Source organism: Brevundimonas sp. DW-iso22 (assembly GCF_058725425.1).
Map to the genome: position 1 here is coordinate 13,478 of NZ_JBZXEB010000002.1, position 14,438 is coordinate 27,915.

At 66.3% G+C, this 14,438-nt stretch carries 13 protein-coding genes; 5 read left to right on the top strand and 8 right to left on the bottom strand.

Annotated features, from left to right (window positions below; genetic code table 11):
- Nucleotides 1–49: 49 nt before the first annotated feature.
- Nucleotides 50–2,272, top strand: coding sequence for an RNA degradosome polyphosphate kinase (locus tag AC4PRM_RS00120; RefSeq protein WP_492038342.1), 2,223 nt, complete (start codon nt 50–52; stop codon nt 2,270–2,272).
- Nucleotides 2,272–3,780: a Ppx/GppA phosphatase family protein gene (locus tag AC4PRM_RS00125; RefSeq protein WP_492038343.1), complete on the top strand. Its 1,509-nt coding sequence runs from the start codon at nt 2,272–2,274 to the stop codon at nt 3,778–3,780. Before AC4PRM_RS00120 ends, AC4PRM_RS00125 begins: the two co-directional genes overlap by 1 nt.
- 3 nt (nt 3,781–3,783) lie before the next feature.
- On the opposite strand, the gene AC4PRM_RS00130 is transcribed toward AC4PRM_RS00125, so the two are convergent.
- Together AC4PRM_RS00130 and AC4PRM_RS00135 are read right to left on the bottom strand one after the other, a co-directional pair.
- The gene (locus tag AC4PRM_RS00130) at nt 3,784–4,410 is read right to left on the bottom strand and encodes a methyltransferase family protein (protein WP_492038344.1); all 627 of its coding nucleotides are present in this window, start codon (nt 4,408–4,410) and stop codon (nt 3,784–3,786) included.
- Between the two features lie 82 nt (nt 4,411–4,492).
- Nucleotides 4,493–5,461, bottom strand: a complete 969-nt coding sequence (locus tag AC4PRM_RS00135; protein WP_492038345.1) for a M28 family peptidase — start codon at nt 5,459–5,461, stop codon at nt 4,493–4,495.
- Nucleotides 5,462–5,620: 159 nt separating this feature from the next.
- On the opposite strand from AC4PRM_RS00135, the gene ligA reads away from it, so the two are divergent.
- Nucleotides 5,621–7,945, top strand: coding sequence for an NAD-dependent DNA ligase LigA (ligA, locus tag AC4PRM_RS00140; protein WP_492038346.1), 2,325 nt, complete (start codon nt 5,621–5,623; stop codon nt 7,943–7,945).
- Between the two features lie 41 nt (nt 7,946–7,986).
- Here the strand turns inward: ligA and AC4PRM_RS00145 are convergent, their stop codons facing one another.
- The 3 genes from AC4PRM_RS00145 to AC4PRM_RS00155 all read right to left on the bottom strand — a co-directional run bounded on the left by AC4PRM_RS00145 (nt 7,987) and on the right by AC4PRM_RS00155 (nt 11,757).
- A complete protein-coding gene (locus AC4PRM_RS00145; RefSeq protein ID WP_492038347.1) occupies nt 7,987–8,976 on the bottom strand; it encodes an aldo/keto reductase in 990 nt (329 codons plus the stop codon).
- Nucleotides 8,977–9,048: 72 nt separating this feature from the next.
- On the bottom strand, nt 9,049–10,875 hold the full coding sequence (locus AC4PRM_RS00150; protein WP_492038348.1) for an aminopeptidase P family protein: 1,827 nt from the start codon (nt 10,873–10,875) through the stop codon (nt 9,049–9,051).
- 9 nt (nt 10,876–10,884) lie between these two features.
- Nucleotides 10,885–11,757, bottom strand: coding sequence for a 50S ribosomal protein L11 methyltransferase (locus tag AC4PRM_RS00155; RefSeq protein WP_492038349.1), 873 nt, complete (start codon nt 11,755–11,757; stop codon nt 10,885–10,887).
- Nucleotides 11,758–11,850: 93 nt separating this feature from the next.
- Between AC4PRM_RS00155 and AC4PRM_RS00160 the strand changes: the two genes are divergently transcribed.
- Complete coding sequence (locus AC4PRM_RS00160; RefSeq protein ID WP_492038350.1) at nt 11,851–12,468, top strand: hypothetical protein; 618 nt, start codon at nt 11,851–11,853, stop codon at nt 12,466–12,468.
- A 77-nt stretch (nt 12,469–12,545) separates the two neighbouring features.
- Here AC4PRM_RS00160 and AC4PRM_RS00165 read toward each other — a convergent pair whose 3' ends face one another.
- From AC4PRM_RS00165 to thiS, 3 genes are all read right to left on the bottom strand, one after another.
- Complete coding sequence (locus AC4PRM_RS00165; RefSeq protein ID WP_373255482.1) at nt 12,546–12,758, bottom strand: DUF3126 family protein; 213 nt, start codon at nt 12,756–12,758, stop codon at nt 12,546–12,548.
- Nucleotides 12,759–12,821: 63 nt separating this feature from the next.
- Nucleotides 12,822–13,601 (bottom strand): thiazole synthase, encoded by a 780-nt coding sequence (locus AC4PRM_RS00170; RefSeq protein ID WP_492038351.1) that lies wholly within the window; start codon nt 13,599–13,601, stop codon nt 12,822–12,824.
- A 59-nt stretch (nt 13,602–13,660) separates the two neighbouring features.
- Nucleotides 13,661–13,858 (bottom strand): sulfur carrier protein ThiS, encoded by a 198-nt coding sequence (thiS, locus tag AC4PRM_RS00175; protein WP_492038352.1) that lies wholly within the window; start codon nt 13,856–13,858, stop codon nt 13,661–13,663.
- Nucleotides 13,859–13,953: 95 nt separating this feature from the next.
- Between thiS and aroQ the strand changes: the two genes are divergently transcribed.
- Nucleotides 13,954–14,421: a type II 3-dehydroquinate dehydratase gene (aroQ, locus tag AC4PRM_RS00180; RefSeq protein WP_492038353.1), complete on the top strand. Its 468-nt coding sequence runs from the start codon at nt 13,954–13,956 to the stop codon at nt 14,419–14,421.
- Nucleotides 14,422–14,438 lie beyond the last annotated feature (17 nt).

Consider the following 14,438-nt stretch of genomic DNA (forward strand, 5'->3'; position numbering starts at 1 on the left):
TCGTCTTTCCATGGTTGCAGCCGCGCCCGCGACGGGTCAGAACCGGGCCATGACCGACACGCGGATCCATGACGCCACCACCGGCGAGGAAGTCCCCTCCTCCCGCGCACCCCAGCAGGAGCTGTCCGAGGCGCTGATGGCCTCGCCCGAGCGCTTCTTCAACCGCGAGATTTCGTGGCTGGCCTTCAACAGCCGCGTGCTGGAAGAGGCCGCCAACCCGGGCCACCCGCTGCTGGAGCGACTGCGCTTCCTGTCCATCTCGGCCAATAATCTGGACGAGTTCTTCATGACCCGCGTCGCCGGGCTGAAGGGACAGGTGCGCGAGCGGGTACGCGTCGTTTCGGCCGACGGTCTGACCCCTGCCGAGGCCCTGGAGAAGGTCAGCACGGCAGCCGGCGCCCTGATGGATGAGCAGCAGCTACGCTGGCGTCAGTTGCGCAAGGAAATGGCGCATGCCGGAATCGAGGTGGTCGATGCCGACAAGATCACCAAGACCGAGCGCGAGCGGCTGGAGCCGGAGTTCCTGAACCAGCTCTTTGCCGTTCTGACGCCGATGGCCATCGATCCGGCCCACCCGTTTCCCTTTCTGCCCAACCTCGGTTTCTCGCTGGCCTTGAAGCTGAAACGGCGGCGGGACAACCGGACCCTGTATGCCCTGGTGCCCGTTCCAGCCCAGGTGAAGCGGTTCTGGCCGCTGGCCACCGACGGGCGCTCCACTCCCGGCCGCAGCCGCTATCTCACGCTGGAGAGCCTGCTGACGCTCTTCATCGACCACCTTTTCCCCGGCTGTGACGTGCTGGAGCGCGGGGTCTTTCGCCTGATCCGCGACAGCGACATCGAGATCGAGGAAGAGGCCGAAGACCTGGTCATGGAGTTCGAGGAGGCGTTGAAGCAGCGCCGCATGGGCTCGGTCGTGCGCATCAAGATCGAGGCGTCCATGCCCGACGACCTGCGCACCTTCATCACCGACGAACTGGATGCGGCTCCCCAGGACGTCGTGATTGTGGATGGCATGCTGGGTCTGGCCCAGGTCTCGGACCTGATCGCCGGTGGCCATCCGGACCTGAAGTTCAAGGGCTATGAGCCCCGCTACCCGGAGCGGGTACGCGACAACGGCGGCGACATCTTCGCGGCGATCCGCGAGAAGGACATGCTGATCCACCACCCGTTCGAGAGCTTCGACGTGGTGGTCCAGTTCCTGCGCCAGGCCGCGCGCGACCCGAACGTCATCGCCATCAAGCAGACCCTGTACCGGACCTCCAAGGACAGCCCGATCGTCGCGGCCCTGATCGAGGCGGCCGAGAATGGCAAGAACGTCACCGCCCTGGTCGAGATCAAGGCACGCTTCGACGAGGAGGCCAATCTGCGCTGGGCCCGGGCCATGGAGCGGGCGGGCGTCCACGTCGTCTTCGGCTTCGTGGAGTACAAGACCCACGCCAAGCTGAGCGTGGTGGTCCGGCGCGAGGCGGATGCCCTGCGCACCTACTGCCACTTCGGCACCGGCAACTATCACCCGGTGACGGCGCGGGTTTACACCGACCTGTCGCTGTTCTCTTGCAATCCGATCCTGGCGCGCGATGCCTCGCGGGTGTTCAACTACATCACCGGCTATGCCCAGCCGGACGAGCTGGAGGCGCTGGTCGTCTCGCCGCTGAACATGAAATCGACCCTGATCGACCTGATTGGCAAAGAGATGGCCGCCGCCGCCAAGGGCAAGCCCGCTGCCATCTGGGCCAAGATGAACTCCCTGGTCGATCCGGAGGTCATCGACGCCCTGTACCGCGCCAGCCAGTGGGGGGTGCGGATCGAACTGGTCATCCGCGGCATCTGCTGTCTGCGCCCCGGCGTGCCGGGCCTCAGCGACAACATCCGGGTCAAGTCGATTGTCGGTCGCTTTCTGGAGCACAGCCGCATCGTCGCCTTCGCCAACGGCCGCGACCTACCGCACGACAAGGCCAAGCTGTTCATCTCCTCCGCGGACTGGATGAACCGCAACCTGGACCGCCGGGTCGAACTGATGACGCCCGTGCTGAACGCCACGGTCCACGACCAGGTGCTGGATCAGATCATGGTCGCCAATCTGAAGGACGACATCCAGAGCTGGGTGCTGGAGCCGGATGGCTCTTATCGCCGGGTCCAGCCTGCGGATGCGGAACACGGCTTCTCGGCGCACAAATACTTCATGACCAACCCCAGCCTGTCGGGACGGGGCCGCAAGGTGAAGACCCGGCCGCAGAACCTCAGCTATACGCCCACGCGGAAGAAGCGTTGATGATCGACGCCCTTTCGTCTGCCCTCGGCGCGCCGCAAGACGTCGCCGCCGTCGATATCGGCTCCAACTCGGTGCGTCTGGTGCTGTACCGGCTGGAAGGCCGGGCCATCTGGACCGTGTTCAACGAAAAGGTCCTGGCCGGGCTGGGGCGCGACCTGTCGACCACTGGCAAACTTTCCGTCACCGGAGCGGCCCAGTCCCTGACGGCGCTCAAGAGATTTGCCGCCGTCATCGAAGCGGTGCAGCCCGCCCATGTCTTCGTCGCCGCCACCGCCGCCGTGCGTGAGGCCAAGGATGGCCAGGCCTTCTGCGATCAGGTCGCCGCCGAGACGGGGCTTCAGGTCCGCGTCCTGTCCGGCGAGGACGAGGCCCGGTATGCCGCCCTGGGCGTCCTGGCCGGCATCCCCGATGCAAAGGGTGTCTCGGCCGACCTCGGCGGGGCCAGTCTGGAGCTGACCCGCATCGGCGATGGTCAGGTGCAGCGCGGCGTAACCCTGCCGCTGGGGCCGTTCTCCCTGGCCGATCCGGCCGGGTTCGATGCCGACCGGGTCCGCGACCTGATCGCCAAACGGCTGAAGGCCGCGCCGGATTTCACCACCGACACCCTTTATGCGGTCGGCGGGGCCTGGCGGACGCTCGCCCAGGTGCACATGTCGCATGCCCGCTACCCGCTGAAGGTCGTGCATCAGTACGAGCTGGCGGCCACCGACGCCCGCGACATCGCGCGCCTGGTGTCGCGTTCATCGAAGGCTTCGCTGGAGGCCTGGCCCGGTCTGTCGAAAAAACGGGCCGAGACCCTGCCCTATGCCGCCCTGGTGCTGGACGGCCTGATCGAAAGGCTGGGGCTGAAGCGGATCGTGCTGTCGGCCTGGGGCGTGCGCGAGGGCCTGCTGTTCGAGGCGCTGGAGCCCGACGTCGCCGCTGACGATCCCCTGCTGGCAGGCTGCACCTCCCTGGGCGTGCGTCAGGGGATATCGCCTGCCCTGCCAGGCGTGCTGCACGCCTGGGTCCAGCCGTTGCTCGACACCCTGCCCGTCGCCTTCAGCGCGGAGCGGGACGTCGTTCTGGCCGACGCCGCCTGTCGCGTCGCCGACATCGGGGCCCGGCTTCATGTCGATCACCGCGTCGAACTGGCCTTCGACCAGGTTCTGCGCGCGCCCGTGCCCGGACAGACCCATGCCGAGCGGGCCTGGCTGGCAACCGCGATCAACGCCCGATATGGCGGCGGAGCGTCCACCCCCCAGCCGGCGATCATCGACCGCCTGCTGAGCGAGGATCAACGCCGCAAGGCTCGAACCCTGGGTATCGCCATCCGCCTGGCCTGCGACCTGTCGGGCCGGTCTCCAAGCCTGCTGGTCAATGTGCGAGCCGCCGTCGAGGACGGCCACCTGATCCTCAGCGCATCGGACGGCTATGCGCACGCCCTGCTGGGCGAGCAGACCCGCAAGCGCGGCAAGGCCCTGGCAGAGATCATGGGGCTGAAACTGGATATCCGCAGCGACGGCTGACGATCAGGGCAGGTGTGCGAATACCCGCAGCCAGCCCTGTGCCTGCCCCATGTCGATCAGTTCGAAGATCGGCAGGGCCAGCAGGAAGACCAGGCCGTCGCGGATCGTCAGCAGGAAGAAGGCCGGTCGAATGGTCAGCTCGGTCTCGTCACGCCACAGCGAGAAACGCGGCCCGAACCGCGGCACACGGGCCCTGTAAGCCGCATAGACCGCCCCGAATTCGCGCGACAGAAAGGCTTCCTCGTGCTGGACTGTGAGCAGGAAGACCAGAAACGCCGCCACGACGAACAGGCCGGCGATGGTCAGGCTGCCCGTCTGGGCCCCCATGCCGAATGCGCCGAAGAAGCTGAACACATAGAGCGGATTGCGGCTGATCGAATACGGCCCGCGATCCACGATCTCGGCCTTCTTGCGCCCGCCGATATAGAGCGAGCACCAGGCGCGACCGACGATCGACAAAATGATCGCACCAAGGCCGATGGCCTCCACGGTCTCGTGCCAGCTGCCATCAACCCCGCCGATCGACTGGGTGACGATCGACAGGCCTATCAACGCCAGCAGGGCGACCAGAATGGCCCCCTTGCGCACTCTCTGAACCGTCTGGATGTCAAGCAAGGGCGCGGTGGTCATCGGTCGTATCTCCTGACGGGGAAACAGCGCTCAAATCCTGGCCTTATCAAGCCCGATCTTTGCGACCGAAACGCGCTCGCGATCAGCGGTTCAGGGCCGTATCCAACGCCCGGAACGAGGCGATCGCCAGCTCTGTCGAGCTGATGAATACCGCCGGCGTGATCCGCTCGAAATCGTCGGACGGGCGATGATAGTCGGGGTGATAGTTCACACCCAGATACAGGAACGGCACCTGCGCCCGATAGAAGGGGCCGTGGTCGGAGGCCTCGACCCAGTTATCCGCACCCAGGTCTTGTGGCGTATCCTTGCCGAAGGCCAGTGACACCGAACCATTGGCGGGAATGCCCTCCAGAATCGGGCGGAACGACGGGTTCTGATAGGTGCCCGTGACCCACAGCTTCCCGTCCGTTTCGGCCCGCGCCGTCATGTCGAAATTCAGGTTCATCGCGATGGAGGTCAGAGGCACGGGCGGGGCCTCAACGAAATGCTTGGCCCCCAGCAGGCCATGTTCCTCTCCGTCGAAGCCGACGATCAGCACGCTGTGCTCCGGGGCCTGGCGCTTCAGATCGGCGGCCAGGGCCAGCATGGTGGCAACGCCCGAGGCATTGTCATCGGCCCCGTTGTAGATCAGGCCTTCCTGGGTGCCGACGTGGTCATAATGGGCTGTGACCACGATGTATTTGTCCGTCACCCGCGTGCCGGGGATCAGGCCGATGACATTGATGCCGTTCCAGGTCTTGCCACGGTTCTGGGCCTCCCAAGGCTGAAACCGGCCGACCGGCGGGGCAACGACGCCCAGCGCATCCAGCCTGCCGACGATATAGTCCCGCGCCATCTGCCCGCCCGCCGAGCCCGTGTCGCGCCCGCCCATGTCGTCAGCCGACAGGATGCGGATGTCGTCCAGCGCCTGCTGCTGCCAGGCGGTCGTGACGGGCACGACCGCGACCGGCGTGTCCGTGCTCGACATAGAGCCGCACCCTGCCAACAGCAGGGCTACCGCGACGGGTACCGCAGTCAGAAGACGGATTTTCCGGGACGGGACGAAACGCATGTCGGCTCCTTGATCAGGGCGCGACGCTAGCGGGACCGGCGGCGCGTGTCAGATGAACTCCCTGTCATGATCCATCGTCTGTCAAAAGGGGCAGTGCCCCCTTCATGCGGAACGTGTCGATGCTAGAAGACCTCTGCTGTCAGGAGGCCCTGCGATTCCATGTCCGAACCCGCTGTCGATACCCTGACCGAGGCCGAAGCGGCTGCCGAGCTGGCCCGCCTGACCGCCGAGCTGGCGCATCATGACGCCCTGTATCACACCGACGACGCGCCCGAGATTTCGGACGCCGACTATGACGCCCTGAAGCATCGCGCCCTGGCCATCGAGGCGCGTTTCCCGGCCCTGACCACCGAGGCCAGCCCGTCCCAGGCTGTGGGGGCCGCCGTTTCCACCCAGTTCGCACCCGTTAGGCACGGCGTGCCCATGCTGTCGCTGGACAATGCGTTCAATGAGGGTGAGGTGCGCGACTTCGTAGCCCGCATTGCCCGGTTCCTGAAGCTGCCGGGCGACGAGGCCATCGCCTTTGTGGCCGAGCCCAAGATCGACGGCCTGTCCGCCAGCCTGCTTTACATCGATGGCGAACTCAGCGTCGGGGCCACGCGCGGCGACGGCAGGACGGGCGAGGACGTCACCGAGAACCTGAAGACGCTCGGCGAGGCCAACATACCCCTGAGGCTTCACGGCGCCGATTGGCCTGCGCGGGTGGAGGTCCGGGGCGAGGTCTATGCCCCGACCGACGCCTTCGACGCCTTCAATGCGGCCGCCGAGGCCGAAGGTCGGCGCACCTACGCCAATCCGCGCAACTTCGCCGCCGGGTCGCTGCGCCAGAAGAACCCGAAGATCACCGCCGGTCGCCCGCTGAACTTCTTTGCCTATGCCTGGGGAGAGCATTCCGACGACTTTGCCGACACCCAGTCAGGCGCTCTGGAGGCGCTTAAGGCCTGGGGCTTTCGGGTCAATGTTCGCTCGCAGCGGGTCGAAGGGGCCGAGGGGCTGATCGGCGTTTACCGCGAACTGGAGCGGGACCGCGCCACCCTGGGCTATGACATCGACGGGGTGGTCTACAAGGTCGATCGCCTGGACTGGCAGCAGCGTCTGGGCTTCGTCGCGCGCAGCCCGCGCTGGGCCATCGCCCACAAGTTTCCGGCGCAGCAGGCGACCACCGTGCTGGAGGGGATCGACATCCAGGTCGGCCGTACCGGCTCCTTGACCCCTGTCGCGCGACTGCACCCCGTCACCGTCGGCGGCGTCGTCGTGCGCAATGCCACCCTGCACAATGAGGACGAGATCGCGCGCAAGGACGTGCGGATCGGCGACACCGTCACCTTGCAACGCGCAGGGGATGTCATCCCCCAGATCGTGGGCGTCGTGCTGGACCGCCGCCCCGCCGACGCCGCGCCATATGTCTTTCCAACACACTGTCCCGTCTGTGGCTCGGAGGCCGTGCGCGAGGGGGATGAGGTGCGCAGGCGCTGCACCGGCGGCCTGATCTGCGATGCCCAGATCGTCGAGCGGCTGAAGCATTTCGTCGGTCGGCGGGCCTTCGATATCGAGGGGCTCGGCGAGAAGCAGTTGATCGCCTTTCATGAGCGCGGTTGGATCAGGGAGCCCGCCGACATCTTCCGCCTGGCCCGGGACGAGACCAAGCTGGAAACCCTGCGCAATGAGGACGGCTACGGCGAGACCAGCGTGCGCAATCTGGTTGCGGGTATTCAGGCGCGGCGCATCATCGCCCTGGACCGGCTGATCTTCGGCCTGGGCATCCGCGACATCGGCGAGCAGACGTCGCTGCTGCTGGCCCGCCATTTCGGTAGCTGGGCCGCGTTCGAGGCGGCGTGTCTGGAGGCCGCCTCCGGCCTGCCCTCGCCGGAGTGGACGCAGTTGGCGGTCGCGCCCGGCGTGTCGCCCCGGGTGATGGTGGCGCTGGCCGAGGCGCGTCTGGGCAACAGCGATCCGTGGCCAGAGGCACCGCTGGACCAGAAGATCGCCCTCGCCTTTCCTGGCCTGGCATCACCGGCCCGCCGGGCGATCGCCGCCCTAGCGCCCGACTGGTCAGCGATCGCGCGTCTGGCGCAGATCGCCCACACCGAAGGTCCGTCCCCGACGCTGGGCGAAATCGCTGGCATCACCGGTGTCGGTCCCGTCGCGGCGCGGGCCTTGGCCGACTTCTTCCACGAGCCGCACAACCGCACCGTCGTCGAGGCCCTGATCTCTGAACTGGACACCGTCGAGGACGCCGAACGCCCCAAATCCGACACCCCCGTCGCCGGAAAGACCGTGGTTTTCACCGGTGCGCTGGAACGCTTCACCCGTGACGAAGCCAAGGCGCGTGCCGAAAGCCTGGGGGCCAAGGTGTCGGGCTCAGTGTCGAAGAAGACCGATTATCTGGTGGCGGGTCCCGGAGCCGGGTCGAAGCTGGCCGACGCGCAGAAGCACGGGGTCAAGGTTCTGACCGAAGATGAGTGGCTGGCGCTCATTTCCTGATCTCCTCCCCATCGCCAAGCGGCTAAGAGGAGGACACGACTTTACCGATTCAGCGCCGCCCGACCCGCAGGGGCGTAGCGATCGCCAGACGCCGCGTCCTTCGGGAACACAGCTTCGATCCGCTCCAGGTCTTCGGCCGTCAGCACAATGTCCGCGGCTGCGGCATTGTCCTCCAGCGTCGCGATCCGCCGCGTGCCCGGGATGGGGACCAGGTGGTCGCCTTGCGCCAGCACCCAGGCCAGGGCCAATTTCGCCGCCGTCACGCCCTTGTCCGCCGCGATGGCTCCGACGGCGGTCACCAGATCCAGGTTCTTCTGGAAATTGTCACCCATGAAGCGCGGGTTGCTGCGCCGGAAATCGTCGGGGGCAAGATCGTCGATCGACTTGATGTCGCCGGACAGGAAGCCGCGTCCCAGCGGGCTGTAGGGCACGAAGCCGATGCCCAGTTCGTCGACCGTCGCCAGGATTTCATCCTCCGGCTCGCGGCTCCACAGCGAATATTCCGTCTGCAGGGCGGTGATCGGGTGGGTGGCATGGGCCTTGCGGATCGTCTCGGGCGCGGCCTCGGAAAGGCCCAGGAAGCGGACCTTGCCCTCCTTCACCAGTTCGCCCATCGCGCCGACCGTCTCCTCGATCGGCGTGTTCGGATCGACGCGGTGCAGATAATACAGATCGACGTGATCCATATTCAGCCGCTTCAGGCTGCCCTCGATCGCCCGACGGACATTGGCGGGCGAGCCGTCCACCGTCAGCGCCGTGCGCTCTGCATTGTAGCCGATACCGAATTTGGTGGCGACGAAGGCCTTGTCGCGTCGATCCGCCAGCGCCTTGCCGACCTGGATCTCATTGGTGTGCGGCCCGTACATCTCGGCCGTGTCGAACAGGGTGATGCCCAGGTCGAGCGCCCGGTGGATCACCGCCGTCGCCTGCGCCTCGTCCGACGCCTGACCGTAAAAAGCGGCCATACCCATGCAGCCCAGACCGATGGCCGAGACCTCGGGACCGCTCCGGCCCAGTGTGCGGGTTTTCATGGGGCGCTCTCCTGATGTGATGGGACCGACGACAGCTTCGTCAGCGCCACTTCAGATGATCACCGCCCAGGATCAGTTCAAGGGTTCGCACTGAGCCTTCAGCCATGCCAGCGCCGCCTCGTCCTTCTGCACACCTTCGGCCAGCAGGGGGCCGACCTTGGCCACGACCTCCGCGTGATAGGCGTCGACATAGGCGCGCTCCTCGGCCGTCAGCAGTCCCACGTCGATCAGCCTGCGGTCCAGCGGGGCCAGCGTCAGTTGCTCGAAGCCGTGCATGGGCCGCTCGCCGCCCGGGATCGGCTCAGGGGCCGTCACGACCTGAAGGGTCTCGATGCGGATACCCCAGTGGCCCTCGCGGTAGAAGCCGGGCTCGTTGGACAGGATCATGCCGGTCAGCAGGGGCTGGCTGTTGAATGCCGTCGCTATGCGCTGCGGACCCTCGTGCACCCCCAGATAGGAGCCGACGCCGTGACCCGTGCCGTGGTCGTAGTCGAAGCCGGCGTTCCAGAGCGGCTGGCGCGCGATGGCGTCCAGCTGATGACCCGTCGTCCCGGCGGGAAAGCGTATGACGGCCATGGCAATGTGGGCCTTCAGCACCAGGGTGTACATCCGCCGCTGGTCCGGCGTGCCCTCGCCGATGGCCATGGTCCGGGTCACATCGGTGGTGCCGTCCAGATATTGGCCCCCGCCGTCAACCAGCAGGAGGCTGCCCTGCTCCATCTTGCGGATCTTGGCCCCGACCGGCTTGTAATGCGGCAGGGCCCCGTTGCCGCCGACACCCGCGATGGTGTCGAAGGACAGGTCCTTCAGCATGCCCGTCGCTTCGCGGAAGCCCTCCAGCGCCTCGACCACGCCGCGCTCGTCCGGGAGTTCGACCTGGGCCACCGTATCGACCCAGTGCAGGAACCGCGTCAGGGCCGCGCCGTCGCGGATATGGGCCTGACGGCTGCCCTCTATCTCCACGGCATTCTTCTGGGCACGCGGCAGGGCACAGGGGTCCATGCCGCGCACGATGGTGGCCCCCGCCGCCTCCAGCCGGTCGAAATACCAGGCCGAAGACACCGCCGGATCGATCAGGACCTTCTGGCCAGACAGAATGTCCAGAGCAGCGGGCAGAGCATCGTGTGACTCCAACGCCACCGCATCGCCCAGCCAGCCGGGCAACTCATTGGTGACCTTGGCCGGATCGAAGAAGACGCTGGCGGTGCCGTCAGCCTTCACCACCGCTTGTCCGAGCGGTAGGGGCGTGCGGATCACGTCGCCACCGCGAATGTTGAACAGCCAGGCCAGCGATGACGGCGAGGTCAAAACCGCAACGTCCGCGCCCTTGGCCGCAATCGCCTGACCAATGCGGGCGCGCTTGGAGGCGGCGCTCTCGCCGGAGTAGCGGTCCTCGTGCGGTACCACAGGGGCCTGCGGCTGGGCGGGGCGGTCTGCGCCCCAGGCCAGATCGATCGGATTGGCCTCAACGGGCTTCAGCGTCGCGCCCGCCTTTTCCACTGCCGCCCGCAGGCTCGCCAGCGAATCGGGGCTGTGAAGGCGCGGATCATAGCCGATCACAGAGGCGGACGGCAGGCCTTCCAGCCACGTCGTCAGCTTGTGCAACTCGACCCGTTCGAACAGCGCCTCGTCCGTCTGTGCCTTGACCTGCACAGTATAGCGGCCGTCGACGAAGACCGCCGCCCGGTCCATCAACACCACCCCGGCCCCGGCCGAGCCGGTGAAGCCGCTGACCCAGGCCAGCCGCTCATTGGCGTCGGGCAGATATTCGTTCTGATGCTCGTCCTCGTGCGGGACCAGCAGGCCGTCTAGACCCTGTTTCTTCATCTCTGCCCGCAGCAGCGGCAGGTGTTTCGCCCCGAAGGACGGATCGGTCGTTTCGTCGAAGGTCTGGCGCATCGGGGCTCCTTACGCGTTTGACTTGCGCAGCTGCAGCGCGCTCCAGGCATCGTGATGGATGGTCTGCTCGACCACAAAACCCAGCGGGCGATAGGCGTCCAGCACCCGCTCCTCCTGCGTCCGCAACAGGCCCGACAGGATAGCGACCCCGCCCGGCTTCAACGCATTGGCGATGTCCGGGGCCAACTCCACCAGCGGCGCGGCCAGGATGTTCGCGAAGACCAGATCGTACGGCAGATGCTGCGCGATCCGCCCATCGTCCAGGCCGCTGGCGAAATAGAAGTCGCATTTCGCATCGTTGATCGCGGCATTCTCGTTGGCGATCCGGGCCGAGGGCTCGTCGATATCGGTGCCGACGGCGACGGGCGAACCCGTCTTCGCCGCCGCGATGGCCAACACGCCTGTGCCGCAGCCGACATCCAGCACCTTGTCGAACGTCTCGGTCTCCAGCAGCCGGTCGAACGCCTCCAGACAGCCCACCGTCGTGCCATGGTGGCCGGTCCCGAACGCCGCGCCCGCATCGATCTTCAGGTTCACGCGCCCATCCGGCACCTTGCCCTGATCGTGGGCCCCGTAGACGAAGAACCGCCCAGCCTCGACCGGCGGCAGTCCCGACAGCGACATGGCCAGCCAGTCGGCATCGGCCAGCACCTCGACCTCGACCGTCAGCGCCTCATGCGCGCGCAGGCCCGCCTCCATGCTGCGGGCCTCCTCCTCGGTCGTCGGATAGCCGTCGATGCGCCAGACGTCCTTGTCCTCATCCTCTTCCAGAATGGAATAGGTCGCGCCCTCCAGAAGGACGTCGGCGTCCAGCGCCTCTGCTGCGGTTTCGGCCGCGGCGCGGGGTCCCCGGGCGATAATCTGAACTGGGCTGTATGACATTCAAAAACACCGCTATCATGACGACTCGGGACACGCGCTGGCGTGCTCTCTCGCGCCAGCATCAATCAATCGCACCGAGGGGTCGGGGAATTCATGGCTAAATCACCGTCTACGCCGAGCACGGCAAAACCGAAACCGGCGGCGACCGCCGCTTCCAAGCCTAAAGCGGCCGCAAAGTCGAGTGCTGTAAAGGCCGCCGCGCCGAAACCTGCAACCAAGACTGCCGTCGCCAAGCCTCCCGTCGCTGCCAAGGCGACCGCGCCGAAAGCCGCCACGGCCAAGCCAGCGACCAAGACCCCGGTCGCAAAAGCGGCACCTGCCAAGACATCGGCGGCCAAGCCCGCCGCCGCCAAGGCTCCGGCTGCCAAGCCGGCCACCAAGACCGTCGCGCCGGCAAAGGCTGCCGCTCCCAAGCCTGCTGCAAAGTCCGCAGCCAAGGCCCCGGCTGTAAAGCCCGCCGCCAAGGCAGCATCCACAGCCAAGCCTGCCGCCGCCAAACCTGCCGCAGCGCCCAAGCCAGCAGCGGCTGTGGCTCCCAAGGCTTCACCAGTTCCTGCCACGGCACCCGTGGCGGCTGCCGCGACGCCAGCCCCAGCTTCCGCACCGGCACCCAAGCCCGCCGCAGCTGCAGCGCCCTCACCTGCCCCGGCCAAGACCGAAGAGAAAGGCTTTTTCGCCAAGCTCCGCGATCTGATCGTCGGCAAGAAATAGTACGGGACCAGAATAGACTAAGCGCCGGTGGATCGCTCCACCGGCGCTTTTTCATGCCAGTTTGCAGGCGAAGCCGATCAGTCGGCCGGCAGGTCCTCGGCCAGGATCGCCATTTCGAACATGAAGCTACCGGCCTCGTCCTCGTCTTCAAAGACGACACCGATAAACTCGTCACCGACGTAGACCTCGCAGGAATCGTTGGGCTTGCCGCGCGGCTTCAGGATGATGCCGCCCGTATTGAAGGTGCGCTTCAGATGCGCCTCGACGCGCTTCATGTCGGCGGTGTTCATGGTGGACCTCGTCTGAAAATCGTTGGCGCGGAACCTAGAGGCGTCGAGGCCTCAGGGAAACCCCTAGATCAGCCCGCTGAGCGGCGAACTGGCGCTGGCATACATGCGTTTGGGCATGCGTCCGGCCAGATAGGCCGCACGGCCGGCTATGACAGCGTGCTTCATGGCGCTGGCCATCAGGATGGGATCCTTCGCCGCCGCGATGGCCGTATTGGCGATCAGGGCATCACAGCCCAGCTCCATGGCTATGGTCGCATCCGAGGCCGTGCCCACGCCCGCATCGACCAGCACCGGCACGGTCGCCGCCTCGACGATCAGCCGGATATTGACCCGGTTCTGGATGCCCAGGCCCGAGCCGATGGGACTGGCCGCCGGCATGATGGCGGCGGCTCCCGCCTCCTCCAGCCGCTTGGCCATGACCACATCGTCCGTGCAATAGACCATGACGTCGAACCCGTCCTTGACCAGGATATCCAGCGACCGCAGCGTCTCGATCATGTCGGGATACAGATGCGCACTGTTGGACAGCACCTCCAGCTTGACCAGATTCCAGCCCCCCGCCTCGCGCGCCAGACGCAGCGTCCGCACCGCCTCCTCGCCCGTGAAACAGCCCGCCGTATTGGGCAGGAAGGTGAACCGCTCCGGGCTGACATGATCGACCAGCATGGGCTGTGCGGGGTCCGACAGGTTCACCCGCCGTACCGCCACCGTCACGATCTCCGCCCCCGCCGCCTCGGCCGCAGCAGCGTTCTGGGCATAGTCGGCATATTTGCCGGTGCCCACGATCAGGCGCGAAGAAAAGGTGCGACCGGCGACGGTCCAGGTGTCGGGAGCTTGGGTCATGGCCGTTGACCTAGTCCGATCAGGACGACGGGAAAACCCACGTCACCGCTTTTGATCGTTTAACCGCCCCCCACGAACTGGACCAGCTCGATCCGATCCCCCTCCGCCAGCGTCGTCGTGGCATGCAGCGACCGGGGCACGATCTCCAGATTGCGCTCGACCGCCACCTTTCGGACGTCCAGCCCCAGGGCCTCGACCAGCTCCAGAATCGTCCGCGCTGACACTTCGCGCGTATCTCCGTTGACTTGAATGCGCATACCGTTACGTCAATCCGTTCATCGCCGCGCTTTGACCCGCGCGGTCCGTCAGTTAAAAGGCCGCCCGATTCATCGGCGTCCAGCGCCCGGAGCTCATGCCCCAAACGTCCGTCATCTACGTCCTGAACGGCCCCAACCTCAACCTGCTCGGGGTTCGGGAACCGGATATCTATGGGCATGAGACGCTGGCGGACATCGAAACCCTGTGCATCGACGCCGCCGACGGGGCCGAAATCGTCTTTCGCCAGACCAATCACGAGGGCGAACTGATCGACTGGGTGCATGAGGCGCGCGACAAGGCCTCGGCCCTGGTATTGAACGCGGCGGGCTATACCCACACCTCGGTGGCCCTGCTGGATGCGCTGAAGACCCTGACGATCCCGATCGTCGAATGCCACCTGTCGAACCCGGCGGCGCGCGAGCGTTTCCGGCACCGATCCTATGTTTCGCCGGTCGCCACCGGCATCATTTCGGGCTTTGGCCCGCGCAGCTACGAACTGGCCGTCAAGGCCGCCCTCGGCCTGGTGCAGGAACGCAGCCAGACCGAAGATCGTTCGGTTTAAAGGACAGAGAGAGGCTC